Consider the following 24,881-nt stretch of genomic DNA (forward strand, 5'->3'; position numbering starts at 1 on the left):
AAAGCCGCTTTTCTATGCATCGACGCTATTTTTTGAAGACAACCGCCGTGGTCGGTTTGGGCGGACTGACGTTTGGTCAGGCAATGGGAAAACCGCTGGAGGTTCCGGTTCGGGCTTTGACGAAAGGCCCCGGTTTTCACTGGTTTGGCTATTACGACAAACGGCAATTCGATCCGTCGAATCGCTATGTACTGGGCATGAAAGTCGGTTTTGAAGGGCGTTCGCCGGTGGGCGATGATGTCATCAAGATTGGCCTGATCGACTTGCAGAAAAACGATTCGTGGACGGAACTGGGCGAAAGCCGGGCGTGGGGCTGGCAGCAGGGCTGCATGTTGCAGTGGGTGCCGGGTTCGGCGTCGGAAGTGATCTGGAACGACCGCGTGGGTAATCAGTATGTCAGCCACATCGTCGATGTGTTCACCCGCAAAAAACGGACGTTGCCAATGGCGGTTTATGCCCTGAGTCCGGACGGTAGCTGGGCCATCGGCACGGAGTTTAGCCGGATTCAGGATCTGCGACCCGGTTACGGTTATGCCGGAATTCGCGATCCGTATTACGATGTCAAGGCACCCAAGGAAATCGGTCTGTACCGGATGGATTTAAAAACCGGTGCGACCCAACTGCTTCTGTCGCTGGCCGACGCGGCTTCCATTCCGCATAACGGCGCATCGGTAGAAGATAATTTTCACTGGTTCAATCACTTACTGGTCAATACCGACGGAACCCGGCTGACGTTTCTGCACCGCTGGCGGGCCAAACGCGAAGACCGGCAGGTGATGGCCCGCACCAATTTCGTCACCCGGATGTTCACGATGAATCCCGACGGCACCGACCGCTTCATCATCGATCCCTCCGGTTTTACGTCGCATTTCATCTGGCGTGATCCAACCACCATCTGTGCCTTTACGAAACCGGAAGGTCAGTCGCAGTCATTCTATTTGCTGGGCGATAAAACCGGAAAAATAGTGCCGATCAAGTCCGACAAAATGCCCGTCAACGGTCATCAGACCTATGTGCCGGGGCGGAATAACGAATGGCTGTTGAACGACAACTACGCCAATGCCAAAAGCCGGGATCAGACGCCGTATCTCTACCACCTGCCCTCCGACCGGCGGATCGACCTGGGGCATTTTCCGGCGGGGGAGCGTTACGTGGCCGAGTGGCGTTGCGATTTGCACCCCCGCACGAGCAACGACGGCAATTTCGTCTGCATCGACTCCACCCACGGCGGCAATGGACGGCAATTGTATCTGCTGGATTTGCGGGCGGTTTGGGGCAATAAAAAATGATGAGTTATGAATGATGAACGATGAAATGGGCTGACGCACTCTTTTTTATCTCGCGTCAGCCCATTCATCGTTCATCATTCCTTTTCACTCCTCAAACGCCAGCTCCCGCAACATATCCATTGTGACGTAGTTCAGCACCCGCTTGCAGCCTCCTCATCATCCTTACTAGATTGTTTTAGGTTTTTCGGTGGGCATGGATTCTACAAGATGGGCCATCCCTACGGGATTGGTTTTGGTTTTTCGGTGGGATTTGGTGCTACAAAATGGGTCATCCCTACGGGATTCGTCGTTGTCGATGCGGGTAGGGTTTCTACAAAATGGGCCATCCCAACGGGATTGGTTTTGGTTTTTGCGTGACACGGTTTCTACAAAATGGGTCATCCCTATGGGATTGTTGTTTTTGCGCGTAACACGGTTTCTACAAAATGCCCCATCCCTACGGGATTCATCCCCGGATAAGCACACGCGATTTCTACAAAATGAGCTGTCCCGATGGGACGAATGGCGTAACCGGTTCTGCGTAGGAAAACCAAAAAAATCCCGTAGGGATGACTCATTTTGTAGAAACCGTGTCACGCGCAAAACCAATCCCGTAGGGATGACCCATTTTGTCCCTGAGGGATCTGGAATAATCACAAAAGGGGTTCGTCCAGGTTAGCGGATAATGGCCTTGATCACAACCGGCTGGTGGTCGGACGGGTAGCGTTGGTCTTTGGCGTCGGTTAAAACACCGTATTTCAGCACGTCGATGCCTTTTTTGACGAAAATATAATCGATGCGGTTTTTCATCGGCGCGTCGAACTTGAAACTGTTGAAGGTGCCGACGGGGCCGTAGGGCGGCTGGGCTGTGGCCTTATACGAATCGCTCAGGATGGTTTCAATGGCTTTCACCTGTTCGGTTTCGGGCGTCGAGTTCAGGTCGCCCACCAGCACGACGGGTTCGTCCTTCGCGATTTCCTTTATTTTCTGCACCATCAGTTTGCCGGATTCCTGCCGGGCTTTCACGCCCTGGTGGTCGAAGTGAACGCTGAAAAAGTAGAACTTCTTCTTCGTGGTTTTATCCCGGAACTGCGCCCACGAACAGATGCGGTTGCAGCAGGTGGCATCCCAGCCTTTGCCGGGTTTGTCGGGCGTTTCGCTCAGCCAGAAATTGCCGGATTTCAGGATTTCGAAGCGGTCTTTTTTGTAGAAAATCGCCGAATGTTCGCCCGCCTGTTGCCCATCGTCACGACCGGCACCAAAAAAGGCAAATTCGGGCAACTCGGCAATGCCGTCCAATTGATCCCGCAGGGCTTCCTGGGTGCCGAAAATATCGAATTCATGGAACCGAATCAGAGCTTTGACCTCTTCTTTCCGGTTCGGCCAGGCGTTGATGCCGTCATTTTTGGTGTTGTAGCGGATGTTATACGTGGCAATGGTAATCGGCGTGTCTTTCTGGGAAAAACCGTCTTGAATGATTAGAAAGGTGCAAAGCAGGAGTAGGATTGTTTGTTTCATGTTTTGAAGTTAGATATGGAATTGTTTCGCAGAGCTTAGCGGAGTAAATCAGAGTTTATCGGAGGAAGAAATTGTTCTTTTTCTCTGATAAACTCTGATTTACTCCGCTAAGCTCTGCGAAATAACTCTTTTTTTCTATTACCACCCCGGATTCTGCCCGATGGCCGGGTTCAGCAGCCGGTCGTTTTCCGGGATGGGGTAGAGGTAATATTTATCGTTCCACTTCCGCGGAATGTTGCTCAGCCACGTCAGTTCGCCCGAGGTGTCGTTCGACAACCGCTGTGGGTTGGGCACACCATTGACGGTTTCGGCGACGTTGATGTAGGTGATGCCTGCCAGTTGGGTAGCCGGTTTTACCTTGTAGAACACCACGTCGTTTTTGCCGTCTTCGTTCAAATCCATTGGTTTGTCGAGGGCCGGGACATAAAAACCGTTCCAGATCTGCTCCATCAACTCCCCGCGTTTCCAGCGAATCAGATCCGGGAAACGGAAGCCTTCCAGCGCCAGTTCGATGCCCCGTTCGCGCCGGATTTCCAGCAGCGAGGGGTCCGAAATGCCGGGAAAATAGTTGGCTTGCAGATACGGATCGGCCGCGGTTGGTTTGGCCGTTAAACCGCCCGTAATACCGGCCCGTTTCCGCAGGGCACCCACCGTTTTGGTCCAGTCAGCATCCGTAAAGGTACCGAGTTCCGCTTTGGCTTCGGCATAGTTCAGCAAAATTTCGGCATACCGCATGATCGAAATCGAATTGTCGTTTCGGGTTCCGCCGTCGGCATAGGTGTCGTCGAGTGTCCATTTAATCGGCATATACCCGGTGTAAGTGTACGAGAAAACCGGGGGTGCCGGTTCAACCGTTCCGCCGTTGACGCGGGTATAGTTGCCCGACCGGATGGTTTGCGGCAGGCGTTTGTCGCGTCCTTTCACTTCCTCCATAAACGTCAGGGTTTTATACCCCGCTTTGCTGGTAAACGGCGTTCCGTCGAGGTTCAGATACGTATTGACAAACGTCCGGGTCAGGCTGACGCGCGCGCCGTAGGTCGCACTGGTCCACCACCAGTTGGCATCGTTAAAAACGCTTAACGCCGGATCGACAACGGCCGATAACATGATTTCATTCGTTACGGGCGTCTTGTTGATGAACAATTGCCGGTACGACCGATCGGTGCCACCGGCTTCGTTCAGCGAAAAACCGCCGTCTTTCATCACGGCTTCCGAAGCCGTCACGGACTCCGTCAGCCACTTTTCGGCGGTGCTTTCGAGTTTATACGACGTCTGGTATTTCCGGAACGTGCCTTCGAACAGACAGATTCGGGATTTGTAGCCGTTGGCGACGGATTTGGTAATGAGCGTGCGCGAGTTGTCGGAAGTCGTGCGGATGTTTTGCGTCGCGTAATTCAAATCGGCCAGCACGGAATCCATCACCATCACGCGCGAATCCCGGCCTTTGTACAAATCCTGATCCGTCACACCCATCGCCTTGTTGATCCAGGGCACATCCCCAAACCGTTTCACTTTATCGAAATAAAACAAGGCCCGGAAAAACCGCGCTAGTCCGATGTAATGCCGCCGGACGTCGGCCGGAATGGCCGGATTGGTCGCGTTTTCGATGAAGTAATTGATGTTCCGCAAAGCCGTCCACGACCAGCCGGAACTTTGACGCGGCCCGTAAGCCCCGTCGCGAATCAAATCCGGCACTTGCGTCCGGGCCGCAAAATCGGCCATTTCGTCGCTCCGAATGATGTCGTTGGCTGTTGGCAGGTTATCGTAAAACGAATTGGCGTACAATTCCAGTCCTCGTTCACTGCTGAAAACGGAGTTTTTAGAGGCCGTAGATTCCGGAATCTGCTCCAGTTCGCTGCATCCGGCAAAAAGCAGACCGGCCAGAAGAAGTCCTATATGTTGTAATTTCATGGTGTTGCTGGTTGTAAGATTAAAAAGTAACGGACAGACCCATCGTAAAACTCTTCAGAATCGGGTAGTTGTGGCCGTTTCCACTCGTTCCGCTGGTCAAGACCTTGTCCGATTCCGTCGCACTTTCCACGTCCAGATCTTTCGTACGTTTGTAGAGCGCAGCCCACGTCAGGACATTTTCGGCCGACACAAACACCCTGGCGCTGCTCATCCCGGCTTTGCTGATGAGCAGTTTCGGCAGGCTGTAGCCCAGTTGAACGTTTTTCAGCCGTAGATAAGCCAGGCTCTGGAGGTATCTGGTTTGCTCTTGGCGAAGTTCACCCGCACCGTTCTGGGCTACGTAACCCCGGGGCCGGGGCAAGTAGGCATTCGGGTTAGCTTCCGACCACATGTTGTCGAGGTGCCAGGTCGGAATCCGGTTGTAGGGGCGGTTGTAGGCTCCCCAGAACGTGCCGGCTTCTGCGCCCGGCCACCAGTCCTGTTTGCCAACGCCCTGAAAGAAAGCCGAGAAGAAGAAATTGTTCCAGTCGGCGTTTAGCATAATCCCGTAAGTGTAGCGGGGCGTCGAGTTGCCGATGATGGTTTTATCACCCGGTTTGTCCACGGTATTGTCGCCCGGATCGATCACGCCGTCGCCGTTGATGTCGCGGAATTTGATGTCGCCCGGCAGCAACTGGTTGGTGTTGGAGGCTTTGAACAGCGTCTGTTTGGCGGAATTCTTAATGTCGTCGGCAGAGGTGAAAAAGCCTTCGGTCGTATAGCCCCAGATTTCGCCCACGGTCTGCCCGGCGTAATAATCCGTCAGCCGTCTGTTGGGGTTGTTGTACTTATCGATCTTCGCCGTATAGTCGGCCATTGTCAGCCGGACTTCGTAGCCGAACGGTTTGCCACCCACGTTGGCCTTATCCCGCCAGGCCAGAACCGCTTCCCAGCCTTTGGTGGTCAGGTCGGCGTAGTTTCCTTTCGGAACGTCGGTCCCAAAAACGGCGGGCAGCGTCATCCCAACCGTAAACATATCCGTCGTTTTCCGAACGTACGCATCCGCCGTCAGCGTCAGTCGGTTGTTCAACATACCCAAATCCAGACCCAGATCGGCGGTGGTGGAGGTTTCCCAGGTCAGCCCGTCGGGGATCACGCTGGGTTGACCGGTTTTCTGGGGCCGCACGCCGTTCAGAATCCGCCCCGACTGCGAAATAGAGAATTTTTCCTGAAAAGCATAGGAAGCGATCGTACCATTGCCCAATGAACCGTACGAACCTCTGATTTTCAGGTCAGAAATCAGCTTTGGCGACACTTTCCAGAAAGGCTCGTTGGCGACGCGCCAGCCCGCCGAAACCGAGGGGAAAAAGGCATACCGCTGTCCGGACGGAAACTTGGACGATCCGTCGTAGCGGCCATTCACCTCCAGCAGATAGCGGTCTTTGTAGGAATAATTCAGCCGGTAAAAACCGCCGACAATCGCCCATTTCTCCATCCCGCCGGCGGTGGTGATGGCTTGCCCCAGAGCCAGGTTGATGTCCTGCGCATTTTCATAAATCAACCCGTTCCGAACCGCTTCCAGTCGGCGGAAGTTTGAGGTTTCGTAGTTGTAGCCCACCAGTGCTTTCACGTAGTGGTTCGCGTTGATTTTGGGTTCGTATTCAGCGTAGAGATTGGTCGCGGTATAGAGCGTTTCCCGGAAAATATTCTGAAGGTCGTTGGTATTCACGCCAACGTACTCGATCACACCCGGTTTGCGGCTATACGGCACCGGAACACGGGTGCGGTATTCGTTATCATCGGTGTTCTGAAATGTGAAGTTCCCATTCACCCGAAACTGGTTGTCGAAGAAGTTGGTGGTAAAGTCGGCGGTGTTCCGAAAAACGCGCTTGTCCATATCGATGCCGTTTTTGCCGTACCAGAAATCACCGACGGTGTAAGCCGCTGAATACGAAAGTGTTCCGTCCGGGTTGAACATCGGTGACATGTTGTGGCCTTCGTCCGAAATGTTCCGCCAGATGCTGCCGCCTTCACCGACGTTCAGCGGGTTGTGATATTTCATGGACGAAAAATCGGCGTTGTTCGACACTTTCAGCCACGGAAACACCTGAATCGATCCTTTGGCGCGTAAGCTAATGATCTTGTAATCATCGGAATTGTAGCGGAACAAACCCTCCTGGTTGTAATACCGCCCGGTTACGTAGAAGTCGGCTTTGCCGCTGCTTCCCGATACCGACAGGTTGTGTTCCGTGGCGCTGTTCTGCTTCTTATACAGCTCTTTATACCAGTCGGTGCTGTGGTAATAGACGTACTCGCCCGTAGCCGGATCGACTTCTGTTCTCGGCAGGCTCGGATCGTTGTTGCGCCGTTCGAGTTCCGCCAGATAGGCCTGCGAAAACCGTACGGTTTTGTTGACGTTCTGGGGTGTTTGCGAGTAGTCGTTCCAGGCCGACCAGCTCTCGTTGAACATTTTGGCAAAGGTGTAACCGTTCGTTACAAAATCCGGCACGCTCGTCGGGCTTTTGATCGAGTGGTTCAGCGAGTAGGTCACGCTGGTGCGGTCTTTGGTCGGGCTTTTGGTCGTAATCAGCACCACACCAAACGCACCCCGAGCACCGTAAATAGCCGCCGAAGCCGCGTCTTTCAGCACCGAAACCGTGGCAACGTCGTTCGGATTGAGCCGACTCGGGTCGCCTTCCACGCCGTCGATCAGCACGAGCGCACTGCCGCCCTGACCAATGGAGGTAGTTCCCCGGATGTTGTACGAGGGCGATTGGGTCGGTTTTCCGTCACCCATTTTCAGGTTCAGGTTCGGAATGGTGCCCTGCAAACCCTGCGTCAGGTTGGGCAGCGACCGGTTTTCGAGCACTTCGCTCGTCACTTGATCGACGGCACCGGTGAGGTTCACTTTTTTCTGTGTTCCGTAGCCCACCACCACGATTTCGTTCAGCGTTTTGGTGTCCGGTTTCAGCGAAACGTTCAGGCTGGTACGGTTGCCCACCGCCACTTCCTGCGACTCGTAGCCCACAAAACTGAACACGAGCACCGCGTCGGTATTCGGAACGACCAGGCGGTAGGAACCGTCGGCACCGGTCGTAGTTCCTTTGGTCGTTCCTTTCAGCACGACGCTGACGCCCGGTATTCCCTCGCCTTTTTCGCCTTCCGTTACGCGTCCTTCGATATTGACATCAGCGGGAGCCGGTTTTTCCACCGTTTTCCGGTCCGACACCGGTCGGTTTTGCCCGCCGTAGGCGAGTGTCGTCTGGCTGTAACCCGAAGCCAGACAACCGGTCAGCAGCAGGGTCAGCAGACCGGTTTTTCGTATGCGTTTTTTCATAAAATGGATAGATAAAAAATTGGTTAGTTTGTTTTTGCAACGGATGAATGGTACGGTGAAATCAAAGCAACAGAGCCCGACACCTCATCGGCGATCGGGATTACTGCATTGATAATCAGACGCCGGAATTGTGTAATTAAAAAAAGGGTTTTTTAGATTATTTTACTCTATGCAATCGCATGATTTGATCATAATATTACCATATGGTCTTCACATGCGCCCGTTTTGGGTTGGCTTTGGTAGGGTTTAGGAGCACGATTAGTAAACTATTGCTTTAGTTTACTATCAAAATTGAATTGTAGTGTCTCTTATCCGGACGATTGAGCATTTAAGGCCTCCGGGGGGGGGACGGTTCAATTCGGCTGCGAAGAAAGGGGAAAATTGAATTTTACTGATGCTGATGCGGGTTAACAAATTGTGATTTTCACCCTATAAATAGTCAAGAAAAATTCACGTGCTTTCTGTCGGATGGTTGATGCCGCTTTCATTTACTGAGAGATTAGCCTTCCTTGCTACGCGTTGGAAATCGTAAAGGTTTTATGAGCGCATTGATTTTCAGATAATCCGTTCTTTTTGATGGGTCATCCCTCCGGGATTGTTGGTTTTGTGCGCGACACGGATTCTACAAAATGGGTCATCCCTCCGGGATTGTTGGTTTTGTGCGCGACACGGATTCTACAAAATGGGTCATCCCTCCGGGATTCGTTTGGCTTGAGGTTTGCCTTTTTTGGCGGGTTTTAATTCATTGCTACAAGATGATTCATCCCTCCGGGATTCGGTTGAATCGGTTTAAAGTCCCGGAGGGATGATCCATTTTGTAGCCCCCGGTTTTAACCGGGGGTGGAAATGAACGATGGCGGTTTAAAATCCCATAGGGATGACCCATTTTGTAGCCCCCGGTTCAAACTGGGGGAGCATCATTGCCGGTTTTTCGAGTCGATGACAATGGTTACCGGGCCGTCGTTGACCAGAGCGACTTTCATATCTGCACCGAATTCGCCGGTTTCGATGGGTTTTCCCAACTCGGCCGACAATTGCTGAATCATTTGTTCGTAAAGGGGAATGGCCACCTCGGGCCGGGCGGCATCGATGAAGGAGGGGCGGTTGCCTTTTTTGGTGCTGGCGTGGAGCGTGAACTGGCTGATGAGCAGGATTGAACCATCGACGGTTTTCAGATCCAGGTTCATCTTGTCGTCGGCATCACTGAAAATCCGCATGCCGACGATTTTTTTGCTCAGCCAGTCGAGGTCTTCGCGGGTGTCGGCGTGGGTGATGCCCAGCAGAATGAGAAAACCGGTACCGATCCGGCCTTTTACCTGTCCGTCGATGGTGACGGATGCTTCAGAAACACGTTGGATGACTGCAATCACGAGGTAGTGGCGTTGTTATTTCAATATTCAGTGTTCAAAATTCAGTATTCGATATTTAGTTTTAAACAGAAAGGCTAAAATCACTCAATAACGAACGCTGAATATCGAATAATGAATAACGAAGGGGTTAAATACTCAGCACCAAACTGGCAATCAGAAAATAAACGCCGATGCCGATGAGGTCATTGACGGTGGTGATGAACGGGCCGGATGCGATGGCGGGATTGATCCCGAACCGGTTGAGCGCAATGGGCGTGATGGTGCCCATAAACGACGCCAGCAAAACCACCGCCAGCAGCGCCAGCGATACCACCGGTACCAGGCGCGGTTCACCGATTAGCATACAATAGGAACCGGCTAACGAACCAATAATCAGACCGTTGATCAGGGCGACCAGCACCATTTTTGCCAGCCGTTGCCCAACGGTCGCGCTCAGGCCGGACTTTTCGGCCAGGCTCTGCACAATCAGCGACGCGGTTTGAATGCCAACGTTGCCACCCGTGGAGCCAATAATGGGAATGAAAGCCGCCAGAGCCGCGATTTTGCTCAACTGGACATTGAACGTATTGATGACGGTGGCCGCCATCAGGCTCCCGACGGCTCCGGCAATTAGCCACGGCAGCCGGGCACCCACCAGTTTCCAGATCGTATCATCCTCTTCTTCGACGTCCCCCGTAATCCCGGTAATGGCCTGAATATCAAGTTCTGCCTGTTCGGTGATCACGTCCACCACGTCGTCAATCGTGATCTGACCCAGCAGCCGTCCCTGCACATTCACCACCGGAACTGCATCCAGGTCATAGCGTTGCATCACTTCGGCCACTTCCTGAACCGGGCGGTAGGTTTCGACAAAAATGACGTCTTCTTCGTAGATATCGGCGATTTTGGCGTTTTTCCGCGCCAGCACAATTTTCTTCAACGAAACCCGTCCCAGCAGTTTATCGGCATCGTCGATGACATATACCGAATAGACATTCTCCACATTCTCAGCCTGTTGCCGGATTTCTTCGATGCACTGATTGACCGTCGTATTGATGTTGACCTTGATTAACTCCTTCTGCATCAAACCGCCGGCCACGTCCTCGTCGTAGTGCAGCAGATCGAGAATAAACCGGGCCTGTTCGCGATCGCTCAGGAGGGCAATGACTTCTTCGCGGGTCTGGATGGGCTGCTCGTTCAGCAAGTCGACGGCGTCATCGGAATCCATCTCATCGACGTACTGCGCCAGTTCTTCCGACGTGAAACTTTGCAAAAATTCCCGTCGATCGATGACTTCCAGGTTCGTCAGGATCTCGGAACCCACTTTTTTATCGAGCAAAGCCAGCAGATACCGGGCCATCTCGGTATCCAGTTCGTAGAGAATTCCTGAAATATCGGCAGGATACAGTTCTTCCATTTCCGCCCGCAACGTTTCGTCGTCGTGGGCTTCGATAGCCGTCTGAATGTGCTCTACGTATTCTTTGGTAAGCTCGAAAGTCATGGATGGAAATGATGAATGATGAACGATGGATGATGAGTGGACTGGCTTATGACGCAATCCATCGTTCATCATTCACCGTTCATCATTAACAAGGTAAGTTGAACAAACTCCGGCACGCCCAACTGTTCGGCGCGTTTATCCAGTAAAGGGTGAGACAACATGGACTCCGGAGGGTTTAACGGTTTCAGGGCATTTCGCAGTGTTTTCCGCCGGTTGTTGAAGCCTTGTTTAACAACCTGAACAAATTTTTTCTCGTCACAGGGCAAGGCAACGACAGTGTTCCGCCGGAGACTGATGACCCCCGACTGGACTTTTGGCGGTGGCGAAAACACGCTGGCATCCACCGTAAATTCATACCGGATGTCGTAGTAAGCCTGCAATAAAACACTCAGAATCCCGTAGTCCTTGTTGCCCGGTGGGGAAGCAATGCGTTGAGCCACTTCCTGTTGCAACATACACACCACTTCCTGCACCTGCTGGCGATGGTCTAAAACCTTGAATAAAATCTGCGACGAAATGTTGTACGGGAAGTTCCCGATGATGGCAACGGGTTCCTGAAACAGAACCGATAAATCTTTTTTGAGAAAATCACCGTCCAGAATCCGGCCGCGCAGCATGGGAAAATGAGCCGTGAGGTAGGCGATGGATTCGGTGTCGATCTCGATGACGTGCGTTGTGAACGGCAGATCGGGGCCGAGCAGATATTGCGTTAGCACGCCCATACCGGGGCCGATTTCCAGCACGGTTTTGTAGCCATTATGGCCGGAAAGCAGCCCTGCGATGCGTTCGGCAATGCTGAGGTCTTTCAGAAAATGTTGCCCCAGGTGTTTTTTAGCACGAACGGCATCACCCCGGAAGGACTGTTCCCGGTCTGACGTGGCTCGCTTTGAAGGTTTTCCGTAAGAACGCACAGGCATGATTTGACAATTTTGTTCCTGCAAAGGTACACCGACGGTTGATGGAACCGTATAAAATTCGTGGCATTTCCTGAGGGAATTGGTTAATTTTACCGCTTTCGGAGTAATACGTCATTTATTCATGCACAGAGGTGTTATTCATTACGATGAGTTGACGGAATGTGGGCTGTTCAAGGATGCAAGTGGTCAGATTCATATTTTTCGCAAGGGCGATCCAGTCTATCGGCATGTCTGGACGTATGAAGTCGCCGAAAAACCGCCGGTAGGGGCTGTAATGCCCGTTATTCAGCCTGATCGCCGACCATTGGGGCCACCGCTGCTGGTCGAAAAACCGCTGGAAGCCATGCCTCGGGCGAGTTCGGCGGGGTTGCCGCCCGCCCGGGTGGGTTTGCTCAACTGGATCGGGATGGCATTGTCCGGACTGGCCTTGCTGTTGTTGATCAACATCGGAGGAGAGCCGCGCAAAGACGGCGTGGGCAGCAATCCCAAACTGATCGACTCCATGTGGGCCGTTATGGCGGGGGTACTGTTGCTAATCGAACTGATTTATTTCAGTGTGGGCGCGGCCCGCTGGCGCATACGTACGAATTACTGGGGTATCGTCGTTTGTACAGTATTTGCCAGCCTGTTAATGAGGGGTTGCGATCATTACGAAGCCGATAAACTCGCTGACGTTTATACCATTGTGTTGGCGATTCTATTACTGATCGTTTATTTACTGCCTAAACAAAAAAACGGTTGAAGGTATTTTGCCCCCAACCGAATCGTCGGCCCGGCCCCTAAAGGGGGCTTTTGATCCTGAGTTTTTGGCCCCCTTTAGGGGCCGGGCCGACGATTCGGTTGGGGGCAAAATCCATATTGAGCAAGTAACCGGCCTGGAACCGGTTTCAAACCAGATACAAGACGACGTGCACAAACGAATGAATCAACCACCCCTGCGGGCCACCAGCCTGTTTTTTCTGGTACTCCTCCTGTTTTTCCAAAGCTGCGGCCGGAAAGAAAAAAAGACCGAAAAACCGCCCGAAGCCAAACCCGCCGGCATCAGCAACATCCTGTTTTTTATGGAAACGTCGGCCAGCATGGGCGGCTACCTGAAAGGTGAAACGAATTTTAAAGTTGCGGTTTCTGAGGTCGTTACCAAACTGAACCAGATTGCGCCGGTGGAAGTCTGGACCATCGCCGGAAAACCCAAACCTGTTGTGGAAGGCTACAACCAGTTTGTGGTCAATCTGGCGACAACGCCTTTGGCCACGGAGCGGAGTTCGGAATTGCACAAAATTTTCAAGGAAGTGGGGGCGAAGGCGAAGGGCAATACCGTTGCCCTGCTGGTGTCGGATTGCATTCTGTCGTTTCCGGATGCCGAAATTCGGAAAAACCCGGAAATCAACCGGCAAAATGCCGAAAGCGTCCTGAAAAGCCAGATCAACGACCAGTTTGCCAGCCTGAAAAAGCAGGGCATCAGTGCCACGGTTTTGGCCTATAGCTCCGGTTTCAACGGAACTTATTACGATTACCAGAATAACAAACACAAGCTGACGGGCGAATCCCGGCCGTTTTACATCTGGATTATTGGCAAGCAGGAGCTGGTCGGCGATCTGAACCGGAAACTGAGCGAACTGATGATTACCAAACCCGCCAAGCAACTGGATTTTGGAGCCAGCGGGGCGTTGAAACAGTTCGACCTGTTCTTTTCGTTGAATAAAAAAGGCGAGTGGCGCGCCGAAAAAGCGGGCCTTGCCGAACTGACGGTCAAACCGGCGGCCCCGGCTGAGTTTGCGGTGGGCGTCAACCTGAACGGATTGCCGGGTTACGCACAGGTGGAAGATTTCATCCGGAAAAATCTGGTCGTAACCGCTCCCAATGCCACGGTCAAACTGATCAATGTCCAGAAAAAAGAAAAAGTCGCTACCAACCGGATCAAGGAACGGGAACTGAAACTGCTCAACCAGAACTCCCACGTGCTGACGTTCCGGGTAGAAAATCTGTATGACGACAAAGCCGACGTTGCCATAAAATTGCCGGTGCGGTTTGATGACTGGTATGCCAGCGGCTGGTCGACCATGGATGATCGGACTTCCACCAGCCGGTTTAATAAAACTTTTGCGCTGGTTCACCTGATGAATGGCGTCAAGGAAGCCTACCAATCGTCGAACAACGATTTTCTGGTGCTGAATTTAAAATTGGAAAAGTAAATAATACCCCCAACCGAAGCGTCGGCCCGGCCCCTGAAGGGGGCTTTTGCCAGATGCTAAAGCCCCCTTTAGGGGCCGGGCCGACGCTTCGGTTGGGGGCAATAAAACACAAATACTAACTTTCATCCCCATGTTTGTAACCCTGTATGAACTCTGGCTGGGCCAGAACAATGACCCTATCTACGCCGACGAAATCTTTACGCCCGTTGGTCTTCTTACCCTCTTGTTTTCGCTGGGCCTGGCGGCCTTGTTTTACCTGATTCTGGGACGCTGGAAGTCCATTTTTTACCGCACCTCCCATTGGGTGATCATGCTGGTGATCGCTGGTATTTTCGGATTTGGGTATGCGGTCTGGTTCGCTCTCGATGCCACCGGTGCCGAGGACACCGACAGTTACATGCAGGGATTTGGGGGCGTAAACTTATTGTACGCACTAATTTACTTTTTCGTTTTTTCGTTACTCCTGAAACGGTTTTCCATTTTTGCGAAGAGAACCCCCTTTTGACCGGGATTAAGCTGATTTTTCTGATTCAACTGATTTTAATAGAAGTACAATCTTGAATTGCATCAGTTCAATCAGAAAAATCAGCCAAATCCGGGTTCAGACCTTTTTTCTATGAAACTATTTCTTTTTGGTATTGGTGGTACGGGCGCCCGCGTCCTTCGCTCGCTGACCATGTTACTGGCCGCCGGGTCCAAAACCCCCGCCGACCTGACCATTATCCCGATTCTGCTCGACATGGACATGCAGAACGGTGACACCGAACGGGCGTTGCGGGAGGTTGAACTCTACCGCGCCATCCGCCGGACGGCGTATAAAGACACCGCAGCCAGTCAGGGAAGCCAGACTGAACGGCGGACGTTTTTTGCCACGCCTTTGCAACCGCTCGGGACGCTTCAGGCCGAAAATGCGCAGGAGAAAATCGGCGATTCGGTGTTGCCCAAACTGACCGATCACGAGGGGACTTTTGAAGAGTTTCTGAGTGTCAGTAGCATGGACGACATCGACCGTGAACTGCTCAAGCTGCTCTATGACAACTCGGCCCGGCCCACGAGTGCGGAATTGAAGCTGAATTTGTCGGTGGGTTTCAAAGGAAATCCGAACATCGGCAGTGTGGTGTTCAACGCGCTGGAAGACTCGGCGGTGTATAAATATTTCACCGGCGCTTTCAACGACCAGACCGACCGGATTTTTGTCATCAGCTCCATCTTTGGGGGAACAGGTTCGGCCGGTTTTCCGCAACTGGTGAAGTTGTTGCAGCATCCGAGTCAGAAAATCCAGATCCGTAACGCCAAAAAAGGCGCGGTGACGGTGATGCCGTATTTTGCGCTGGAAGAAAACAGCCAGAGTGCCATCGACCAGAACCGGTTTTTGTCGAAAACCAAAGCGGCCCTGTCATATTACCAGACGCAGGTAAACATGGATGCGCTCTATTACATCGGCGACCGGCCCGGCAGCAAGCTCTATCCCAATGTGGAAGGCGGTTCGAAGCAGACCAACAACGCCCACGTGGTGGAGATGCTGGCGGCTGCGGCCATTCTGGATTTTGCCAATAAACCCGAAGCTGAATTCAGCGATGCCAAGCGGTATTTTGAATACGGCCTGAAGCGCAACGACCGGACGCTCGACCTCCCGCATTTTCACGACCAGACTTACAACGGAATTCTCGAGCCGCTCATCCGGTTTGCCTACGCGACGAAATTTTTTACCGACTTTGTGCCGGCCAACCTGGGCGAAGCGTTTGCCAAAAACCTGGCGCTTTCGCAGAACCTGCGTACCAACACGTTTTATACGTCGCTGGAAAATTTCATGACCCACCATTTTAAAAACTGGCTCAACGAAATGGCGCAGAATGACCGGGCGTTTTATCCGTTCGACATGCTGAACGATTTCAATGCGATGGTACGCTCGAAGCGGATCGAAACCGGTTTCTTCGACAAAGGGCTCAGTGAGAAGTTTCTCCGGGACCAGGCTGGGAAAATCGAAAATACGTTCCAGACGCCCTTTCCGGAGCCGGAAAAGCGGTTTATGCAATTGCTGATTGAAATTGCGGAGAAAGCCCGTGAAAAACTCGGCCCATTGAACCGGCAACTGTCGGATGCTGCTGTTTAAAAAAGTTGTTTCGCGGAGTTGAGCGGAGGAATTCTGAGTTAAGCAGAGCTTTTTATCTTTTTTCCTCCGCTTAACTCTGATTTCCTCCGCTCAACTCCGCGAAACAACCCCTCTTTGATCTTTCGAAACTCATGCCACATATTCTCAGAATTGATAATGACCCCAACGTCAGCCAGCAGAACCACCAGGATTGGACGGGTTCACACACGGGCCTGACGGGCAACCGCATTGAACACATTCCCGACACGCTTTCCGGGGCGGCTGGAGGAGCGGCCGGAGCCGCTGCCAAAGCCGGCACGTCGATTCCGTCGCCGTTTGCGCGGCTGTATCTGTTCGATACGGCTTTCCGGATGATTAAAAACAACCAGCTTCCGCGTGAACTGTCATTGTACCACGTGCTGGTTTCGCACGCCCTCGACATGCTCGAACTGCTGTTTCAGGCCGGGAATAGTGCCGATCTGACGTACCGGGTCTGGAACCGCGCCGAACGACTGGACGCCCTGCGGAAAAAAGCCAACCCCTCGACCACTGTTCGCCATGCGCACCAGATTTTGGCCAAAGCCCTGGAACTGGATTTTCGCAACGAATTGGGCACCCTGCAACAGTTTACGCTGATCTATTACAAAGGCGCGCTGCTGGGCGGGACGTCGCCCTTGTCGCTGGTTTTTACGTCGCCCAACTGGGAGCAGGAACGCCAGAACAAGTTCATCGATCCGCCCAAAAGTACGACGGGCCGAATGCTGTTTCAGAACGAATATGTGCCTTTGCAGGACCGGGACACGGCTTTTGTGACCTACCTGCGACGGCTCTATGATCAGTATAAAGATTTGCTGCCATCGAAAGGTGGTTTTTCCGAATTCCTCTACAAGGCGTTTTTTGACAATACTACCCAGCTTCCGGTTGAAGCGAACACGACGCTGGCAAACTTCGAACCGATTCAGATTGGGGGAGAAGGCAACTCGACTTTGCAGGTGTTGCCGGGACTGGCGCTGTATAAGGTGCGCGAGAACGATGTGCTGGATGATATTGAAGAAAACAGCGATTTCGTCATGCAGCCCACGGTTTCGTATTACCAGCAGGAAAGCCGCAACGGCGCACCCACCAACGTTCGGAAACCGCTGGCACTGGCATCGCGGATGGATGTGGCCGGGCGGTATGTGAAAAATACCAATTGGAATCCCCAGACGGTCATCATGCGCTCGCTGCTGAACAACCTCAGCGAAGGCGGTTTACTGGCCGAACGGTATTTGCCGGGCGTCGATAACGTGCGGTATCCATTCCTGACGACCGACGATTTTCTGGAAGATTTTCTGATTCAGGTTCCGTTTAAAATCAATAACAAGCGCTTTTTTACCGGCACGATCGGTGAATGTGAGTTTTTGCTGCCCGTTCGGAAAGAATATTTCAATTTCTTCCGAATTGAAGATTTGCAGAAGCAGTTTGCCTTTTCGGCGGAACACCGGGGAACCGATAAGATTATAACTGCCATCCTTCGCATTCCGATTCGGAACAACCGGACGATTGAATTCCGGAAAGAATACAATTTGGCCCGCTCGGAAACCGTGATCGATTTCCGGGCTGGTCTGGCGTTTTTTCCGTTCTACCGCGTTACGGTTCCCGATTTGCAGTCCCTGAACCAGTATTATGTGATGCTGGCCGATGTGAGCGATCCCAACATCGGATTTCGGGCGCACAACTCGGTGCATTTTTACGAACTACCGAATATTATTGCGGGAAAACCGCTCAATGTTCCGGCTCCCGAGGCCCGTTCTCCAAAAGTCGATCCGTTACCGGCCTCGTATTATTACAAAGTTCCGCAGGCATTCGACGTCATGGAAATCCGGCTGGAGCGGAGCGGTATTCCGTACCGGGGGCTGGTGTTGCCGCAGTTTACGACCATTGCTGAAAAAGGCTACAAAAACTTTACGTTTGCCATCGACTTCGGAACCTCCAATACGCACATCGCCTACACCGATGCCGCGATGGGCGATGTGGAGCCGAAAGCCCTGACGGTGAGCGATCAGAATACGTCGCTCAACAAAGACGAGCTGCAAATGGTGCTGTTTAACAAACCGTATGAAGGCTACGAAGCGCAGACGGTGTACGACAAATACGAAAAACGGGTCAGCTTTGGCGGCCTTGTGCAGCTTGATCAACTGGTTCGGCGTGAGTTTATTCCGGCCATCATCGGCAAGGAATTTGGCTCGCCGTTCGCGTTCCCGCTTCGGACGACGGTGTACGAGAAAAGCGGTTTTACCGACAGCGGTAACAACCTGTTTTCCAAAGTCAATCTGGGCTTCAACATTGATCTGGAAGAAGGCAGCACGGGCGTCAATCACTACGTAACGAACCTGAAATGGCTGTTTGAAAACCAGCCGGGCGACACCTTAAACCGCCCCCGGGTTCGGGCCTTTTTTGAAACGCTGTTGCTGTTAATCCGGAATAAAGTGATTCTGAATCAGGGCAATGTGCAGCAGACGAGCATCGTGTGGCTGGCACCGTCGAGCATGAGGGCCGTCACGGAAGACAACCTGGTGCATGAGTGGGAACAGGCCGCCCGGAATGTTTTTGGCACCACGAGTAACTTTCGGGTCAAACCGGTGCCGGAGTCGCTGGCTCCGTATTTTTACCTCGTCAAAAACGGCGTCAAGTCCTTTGCCGACACCGTCAACGTGGACATCGGTGGCGGAACGGCCGACATCATGCTGTTCATGAAACAGCAGGGGCGGTATCTGAATACGTCGTTCCGGTTTGCCGGTTACGACATCTGGGGGGGCGGTCTGGACGAACAGGGCCATCCGTCGCACCGGAAAGACAGCGGTTTCGTCAAAAATTACCTGGCCTATCGCCGAACGCTGAATCAAACCCCCGCCCGGGAAGATTCGATTCTCGACACGTTCCTGAACAAACCGGAGCTGACCGCCGAGGATATTGTTAGTTTACTGTTCAAATACGACAGTCACTTCAAGTTTACGCAGTCGATTCAGGACGGAAAACCGGCCCTGCGGATCGTACTCTACCTGCACTACAGCTCGATTGTCTATCACCTGGTTCAATTGCTGGAGTCGCACAACCTGGCCTTACCGCGCTACCTGACGTTTACGGGCCGGGGTAGTCAGTATCTGGCGATGCTCGGGTCGCGTTCGCGCCTGATTCAGTTTACCAAGATGCTGTTCAAGGCGTATTCCAAACAGTCGGTGCCGTCGGATTTTGAGGTGATTCTGTCCGACAATCCAAAGGAAACCACGGCCAACGGAGCGGTTTTGTACGAAAACGCCGGTGGCGAAAAAGCGCAGTATGAAAACCGGGAAACGACCTGTTACTGGGGCAACGAACCCGCAACGGCCGACGAAGCAGGGCAGGAGCAGGCAAACCCCTTTGCCTTTGAATACCGCCGGACGAAAATTGGGGAAGTCAGCCCGCAGCAGGCTTTTCACCACTCGGTTTTACACAACATGCAGCGGTTTCTGGAACTGACATTGCACGACCGCGACATTGCCTATTTCCTGAGCGAATACAACATTCAGACGCCCGAACGGTATGTCGATTACCTCGTCGGCGCGGACATTACGCGCGGGGGACGGCTCTACGACAGCTACATGCTGGCGCGGATGGGTTTTGAACAACGGCCGAATGATGCCCTGGGTGAAACCTACTTTTTTCTGCCGCTCAAACACGCGTTGTATGAGCTGTCGAAGTTCATTGCCGAATCGTAATCCTCAACTAAACTTTCTTTTCAAAGGATGATCTGTCAAACTACCCGCTGGATTTTGTTGCTTGGCGTGTTGCTTCTAAACAGACCGGCTTTTGCCCAAAATGATGCGGAATACCGGCGAAAACTCGATCAGGCAGCTTTTCTGATGACCAAAGCGACGGTGGAGTTTCTGGCAACGGATGCCCAAACTTTTCCGAATGTCAAGTCGAAACAATGCAGTTGTGACTCCTATGACGGCCTGAAGGAGTTCATCAAACAGAATGACCTTGTCGGAGCGGATAAACTGACTGATGATGCTAAAAAAAGAGCAGCTCAAAACATTGCCCAGATCAACCAGCCCCGAACGGCCCTGGAAGGCGTCAAAGATTTTCTGGTCCAGAAAGTAGCCACTGGAGACCGGATAACCCGGCAGACGTTGCCAAGTTATCCGGCTTTTCAATCCGCGCTTGACGGCATCATAACCAGTGCTTTAGGCGCGGGGCCTGCCGTTGTTGCACCCCCGCAGCCGGTTGCTGCTGCGGAAGAAAATGCGCCCGCCGAGTCGGCAGAAATGGCAGAAAAAACACCGGTAACCACCCCATCACCCACCCAATCAAACTGGAATGCTATGGATAGTTTTGCGCTTATTTTATCAGTACTGAGTCTCTTTGCCGTCGCTTTTCTGGCGTATCTCGTCATAAAAAACCAGAAGCCGCAGCAATCGGCCCGCGATGTGCAGTTTGACTCCCAATTGGCGAAACTTTCTGACCGGATCAGTAAACTTGAAGTACGCAAAAATCAGACGAATGAAAATTTTCAGTTGAATGCGCAACTGGAAGCACTCGAAAGGGCCGTCCGGTTACTGGAACAAAACCGGGCTGAAAAACCGGCTGCTCCGGCCGTTAAAGTGCCGCTTGAAGTGGTAACACCGGTTCAGGAAGCGCCAATTGAGCCGGAAACAGCGCGTCCGTCCAATCGTTTTCGCACGCCGACCCTGCCCTCAAAACCCACGGCTCTCTATGCCCGGACGGCGGATTTGGGCGACGGTTTCAGTGCCGGCGGTTTGTTGACCACCCCCGAACGCGATACGGTTTTTGATATTAGCCTGCAAGGCGATACGCAGGCTACTTACCAGGTTTCGGAGAATGCGGATGCGCAGAGGCTGGCACTAAGCGACCCGTATTCGTACCTCAATGATGCCTGTGAGTACCTGACGCAGCCCAATCCGAACAGCCGGATTCGGACGGAGCAGGTAGGTCGGTTGACGCTTCAGGGCGACAAATGGAAGATTACAGAAAAAGCAAAAATTAGATTTATTTAGTAATTTAATACCCAGCCCGGATTATTTGGTAACAAGATAGTATTTACTTTCACTATTCTGATAGCCGCTTGCCTTGTAACCGGTCTTCGCTACAATGAACAGGGATTTACGGAGATCATGACACTGGAAGAATTACGGGATCGTATTAAAAATGAAGTCGTTCTCTATGAAGGAGAATTGGCCGACTGGCAATGGCGACAGAAAGGGCTCGTGGCGGAGGCCAATGAACTGGGAATTACGGATTTTACCCGCCTGGTCAACGACATCAGCCGTCAGGTAAACCGTGATTTCGGGAAGATTCTGGATCTGAAAAAGAAGATGGTCACAGTGGCCCTGCAACGCCAGAATCAGTTGTCGGAAGCGGACATCAACCAGTTTGTCGCCGAAGCTGAACGGGTTCAGTTGTCGCGTGCTTTTGTAACCGAACAGTGGATTCCGGCTATTCTTGAAGCCCTTCCGGTTTCGTCCGCAAGCGAGGAACCCGTTGCGCCCACCAGTCACGGATCAGGTTCGGTTGCTTCGCAATCAAACCCACAGAACCCACCCATCCCGGTGCCGGTCGTTGAAAAAGTGGAGTCGGTCCGGCGGAAAATCAAGAGTATTCTGGACGATTATGACAAGCACATTCAGGCGCAGAGTCTGAAATTTCTGTTCAAAGCCGTTGATTATGACGAAGCGGCACTGGCCGAGGAAATCCGTCTGTATCTGTCGGCGCATTATTACGCATCGGTGAACCCACCCCGGGGGAACAGCCTGAAAGAAAAACTGATTTCGACCGACTGGCGGCACCTGAGCTGGTGGGAAAAGGAGCAAGCCAAACCACAACCGGCCGACTATGTGAAAACCCAGACCGGATATACCACAACGCCGACGAATCCGGCAAACCGGTTTCCAGCGAATGGAGGGACGTTACCCGGAACCCAGCCGGTTTTGCCACCCCAGGTTGTGTCGCCGGAACCGCCTAAAAAAAGCAGCTTTTCGGATGCCGCTCTGATTGGCCTGGCCATTTTATCGGCTCTGGTGCTGATCTGGGTGGTGTTGCGGATGACGCGGGGCGAAGAATCTGAGCCGGAACCGGTTCGGAAAGGCTCAAAAAAACAGACAAGCCAGCGGGTGGATCTCTACCAATACCCCAGGGCATTCCTACGGTGATAATGACCTGGAGACCCTGAAATCGTTTCCGGGCGCGATTGGAATTGGATACCGAATGATCAAAAAAATAAACAGACTCAGGCTGTATGTGTTGACTGACTGAACGATCGCAGCCGATAACGTAAAAAATTAGGAAGATTAGTTTGACTTTTCGTAACTTTTGAAGGTCTAAAAGAATGGCTTTCCTCGTTTACTAACTGAAGCATGAAATGATCGATACCATTCGTCAGAAAATACAGGAGGTTTTTGGGCCTTACGACCGGCACGTTCCAGCCCACGTGATCAACCGGTTGTTTGTTGCCATTCCGTCCGATGAAACCACATTGACGCAGGAAATCATGGGGTACCTGCTTGAGCATAATTACGAAGCTCTCGAAACGCCCAAAGGTCAATCGCTTCGGGAACAGCTTATTTCGACCGACTGGCGGCAAAAAGAGACAAAAACGTGGTTGGTTGAGCCCCAGCAATCCGTGGCTGCGCTAACCGGCGATGTGTCGGTTCACCCCATATCCACGCCATTCAGCCAGTCTAATAAGGTGCTGATTGCGCTGGTGATCGTTTTTGTAAGTATTTTGCTGTGGCTCTGGAAAGGAAAATTGACGGAAATCGATAGCGGAGCCGGACGCGATGAGGTGTCTGAGCTGGAACAAACCCGGAGCAGTGGTACCGTTCAGGTCAAAGAGACCATTCGCCAACCCAATGCAGGTAAAACGGAAAAGAAAGTCGCATCGTTGCCCGCCGAGTCCGTTGCAAAAAACAACAATCCTCTTCTTACACCCACCGAAATTAGTCCGTCTCCCGTTCCCGCTGCTTCAGGAACGGTTGAACCGGCAACGGCTGTTCAAACAAAACCGTATGATTCGGTCGATAATCGAGTGGGTGATTTTGGGTTACGGGCTGCCCGCAAGGGAGGAAAATGGGGCTATGTCGATCAAAAGGATAAGTGGCACATCGACCCGGTGTATGACGACGTGACGCCTTTCCTGAACGGGAAGGCAACGGTAGTTCTGGATGGTCAGCAAATTGTCGTTGATCGGGACGGAGGGCGTATTCGGGACGACAACTAACGCGGACCCGCTCCGGCGCTCACCGTCAGGTTCTGAAACTGTGTGCCGTCGGTCATCGAAACAAAGCCAACTCCGTTGCCCTGATACTGCCGGAACTGGTACGGACTGGTCGGTATTTCCCGCCCGTTGAGGTAAAAATGAATCTGCTCCCCTTTTTTACGAACCGTCAGCGTATTCTTCGTCGTTGAGAGCGGGATGCCCGCCGGAACATAATCCCCCCGCATATAAATGGTGTAGCTCAATCCGTTGATCACGTATTTGACGGACACCTGGTTTTTGTTGTTGATCCGAAAGTGGCAATAATTTAACGAGTCTTTGACCCCGATCAGCAAGCCGGCGTCGGGAATGATGCCGCCGGGACCAGCCAGATCGACCTGGACCATGAAGGTGTCCAGTTTGTTCAGATTGAGGGCCGTCGGAATCGAGACGTAGCTAAATGCCGATGTCGGTGAGTCATCTGCCTGTTTGTAAATGTGGTAGGCGTTCTGGGACATGTCGTACCCGTAAGCCCCCCGTCGGCCGATGAGCCAGCGATTCCGGTTATCCGTGAAGTTTTCCGTGAAGAGTCGGTTGGAAGCGGAAGCCGGGTTTTTCGACCTGACTTTGACGTGGACCCACGAACCGGATGCCGAATAGACCCCAACCTGCGCCTGGCTTTCTCCCAGCAGACTGAACAGAACTCCCAAAGTGAGTGCAAAACGCATCATGCCGTAGTCGTTAAAATTTGTAGTTGAACACCGCAACCGGATACCCGGACTGGTAACCGGGTTTCAGACTGACCTTCGGTTCGACGGTCTTGGTGCGTTGCTTCTGATTACGCACGCCTTTGACCAGCGTGGCCACAATGTCCGTAATCCAGATGGCTCCCGACAGGCGGGTGGCAATCATATACCGGTGGTGGTGGTCGTTAGCACTGTCGTAAAACGGTTGTGCGGCTGTGCGGTTGCGTTGCTGTTCATACAGCGCATAGTCGTCGCGCGACTTTTTGCGTTCCATAAAACCGTAGAGCATCAGGCCGTAGCAAGTAGCCGTAATGCCCAGCCGGTGGCCAATGACGGGTTTGGGCGATTGAACAAAAATATTGCCAACTCCGGGGGCAACCACCGAGAGCAAGGCGAATTCGGGGCCGCCGGGCCGGTATTTCTTTTTCGGAAGAGCGATGGGTGTTTCTGTTACGGACTCGGCGGGTTTTCGACCGGCCCCCGGAATGACTTTGACCAGCAGGGTAGCCCGAATATTTTCATCCAGCTCAAATCCGTTTTCCAGGGCTCTCCAGACGATGCGCCGGTTGGTACCCGGCGAAACATCCTGCCCCCAATCGCCGGAAATAAACTGCGGAGCGGGGTTCAGGACGCCGTTAATCTGGCTGCGAAGGCGGAAATATACGGAATCGGCGGGTTGGTTTCCGGTAATGTCGTACAGGATTTCGACCGACGACTCTTCGATCACATTGATGCGAATATTGGTTACAGCAACCTGACTGACAGCGGGTAACGCAGACAGCATCAGAAAGAAAGCAACCCATCGTTTCAGCCAGAAAAGAGCATATTGCTGATGCATAA

At 52.6% G+C, this 24,881-nt stretch carries 17 protein-coding genes; 9 read left to right on the forward strand and 8 right to left on the reverse strand.

Features of this window, described 5'->3' with window-relative positions; all coding sequences use genetic code 11:
- Positions 1–14: 14 nt before the first annotated feature.
- Positions 15–1,289 (forward strand): hypothetical protein, encoded by a 1,275-nt coding sequence (locus DUE52_RS08420; protein WP_114405555.1) that lies wholly within the window; start codon positions 15–17, stop codon positions 1,287–1,289.
- A gap of 654 nt (positions 1,290–1,943) precedes the next feature.
- Here the strand turns inward: DUE52_RS08420 and DUE52_RS08425 are convergent.
- From DUE52_RS08425 to rsmA, 6 genes are all read right to left on the reverse strand, one after another.
- Entirely contained in the window at positions 1,944–2,786 is an 843-nt protein-coding gene (locus DUE52_RS08425) for an endonuclease/exonuclease/phosphatase family protein (RefSeq protein WP_114405556.1), read from the reverse strand.
- 138 nt (positions 2,787–2,924) lie between these two features.
- Complete coding sequence (locus tag DUE52_RS08430) at positions 2,925–4,697, reverse strand: RagB/SusD family nutrient uptake outer membrane protein (protein ID WP_114405557.1); 1,773 nt, start codon at positions 4,695–4,697, stop codon at positions 2,925–2,927.
- 19 nt (positions 4,698–4,716) lie between these two features.
- Complete coding sequence (locus DUE52_RS08435; RefSeq protein ID WP_114405558.1) at positions 4,717–8,013, reverse strand: SusC/RagA family TonB-linked outer membrane protein; 3,297 nt, start codon at positions 8,011–8,013, stop codon at positions 4,717–4,719.
- Between the two features lie 917 nt (positions 8,014–8,930).
- Positions 8,931–9,383 (reverse strand): D-aminoacyl-tRNA deacylase, encoded by a 453-nt coding sequence (dtd, locus tag DUE52_RS08440; protein WP_114405559.1) that lies wholly within the window; start codon positions 9,381–9,383, stop codon positions 8,931–8,933.
- A gap of 127 nt (positions 9,384–9,510) precedes the next feature.
- On the reverse strand, positions 9,511–10,863 hold the full coding sequence (gene mgtE / locus DUE52_RS08445; RefSeq protein WP_114405560.1) for a magnesium transporter: 1,353 nt from the start codon (positions 10,861–10,863) through the stop codon (positions 9,511–9,513).
- Positions 10,864–10,931: 68 nt separating this feature from the next.
- A complete protein-coding gene (gene rsmA / locus DUE52_RS08450) occupies positions 10,932–11,780 on the reverse strand; it encodes a 16S rRNA (adenine(1518)-N(6)/adenine(1519)-N(6))-dimethyltransferase RsmA (protein WP_114405561.1) in 849 nt (282 codons plus the stop codon).
- A 121-nt stretch (positions 11,781–11,901) separates the two neighbouring features.
- Here rsmA and DUE52_RS08455 point away from each other — a divergent pair, with 121 nt between their 5' ends.
- The 8 genes from DUE52_RS08455 (at position 11,902) to DUE52_RS08490 (ending at position 23,319) form a co-directional block, all read left to right on the forward strand.
- Positions 11,902–12,522 carry a hypothetical protein gene (locus DUE52_RS08455; RefSeq protein ID WP_114405562.1) on the forward strand — a complete coding sequence of 207 codons (621 nt, stop codon included), beginning with the start codon at positions 11,902–11,904 and terminating at the stop codon, positions 12,520–12,522.
- Between the two features lie 178 nt (positions 12,523–12,700).
- Entirely contained in the window at positions 12,701–13,972 is a 1,272-nt protein-coding gene (locus DUE52_RS08460; RefSeq protein ID WP_133299793.1) for a hypothetical protein, read from the forward strand.
- 130 nt (positions 13,973–14,102) lie between these two features.
- Positions 14,103–14,477, forward strand: coding sequence for a hypothetical protein (locus DUE52_RS08465; protein ID WP_114405564.1), 375 nt, complete (start codon positions 14,103–14,105; stop codon positions 14,475–14,477).
- 111 nt (positions 14,478–14,588) lie between these two features.
- On the forward strand, positions 14,589–16,085 hold the full coding sequence (locus DUE52_RS08470; protein ID WP_114405565.1) for a hypothetical protein: 1,497 nt from the start codon (positions 14,589–14,591) through the stop codon (positions 16,083–16,085).
- 131 nt (positions 16,086–16,216) lie between these two features.
- Entirely contained in the window at positions 16,217–19,801 is a 3,585-nt protein-coding gene (locus tag DUE52_RS08475; protein ID WP_114405566.1) for a hypothetical protein, read from the forward strand.
- Between the two features lie 27 nt (positions 19,802–19,828).
- A complete protein-coding gene (locus tag DUE52_RS08480) occupies positions 19,829–21,100 on the forward strand; it encodes a hypothetical protein (protein ID WP_114405567.1) in 1,272 nt (423 codons plus the stop codon).
- Between the two features lie 117 nt (positions 21,101–21,217).
- Positions 21,218–22,252: a hypothetical protein gene (locus DUE52_RS08485; RefSeq protein ID WP_114405568.1), complete on the forward strand. Its 1,035-nt coding sequence runs from the start codon at positions 21,218–21,220 to the stop codon at positions 22,250–22,252.
- Positions 22,253–22,461: 209 nt separating this feature from the next.
- Complete coding sequence (locus DUE52_RS08490; protein WP_114405569.1) at positions 22,462–23,319, forward strand: WG repeat-containing protein; 858 nt, start codon at positions 22,462–22,464, stop codon at positions 23,317–23,319.
- Here the strand turns inward: DUE52_RS08490 and DUE52_RS08495 are convergent.
- Both DUE52_RS08495 and DUE52_RS08500 read right to left on the reverse strand, forming a co-directional pair.
- Positions 23,316–24,026, reverse strand: coding sequence for a hypothetical protein (locus DUE52_RS08495; protein WP_114405570.1), 711 nt, complete (start codon positions 24,024–24,026; stop codon positions 23,316–23,318). The two genes, DUE52_RS08490 and DUE52_RS08495, sit on opposite strands and share 4 nt — an antisense overlap.
- 10 nt (positions 24,027–24,036) lie before the next feature.
- Positions 24,037–24,879, reverse strand: coding sequence for a hypothetical protein (locus tag DUE52_RS08500; RefSeq protein WP_114405571.1), 843 nt, complete (start codon positions 24,877–24,879; stop codon positions 24,037–24,039).
- Positions 24,880–24,881 lie beyond the last annotated feature (2 nt).

The sequence above is a fragment of the Larkinella punicea genome (assembly GCF_003334855.1).
Classification (GTDB): domain Bacteria; phylum Bacteroidota; class Bacteroidia; order Cytophagales; family Spirosomataceae; genus Larkinella; species Larkinella punicea.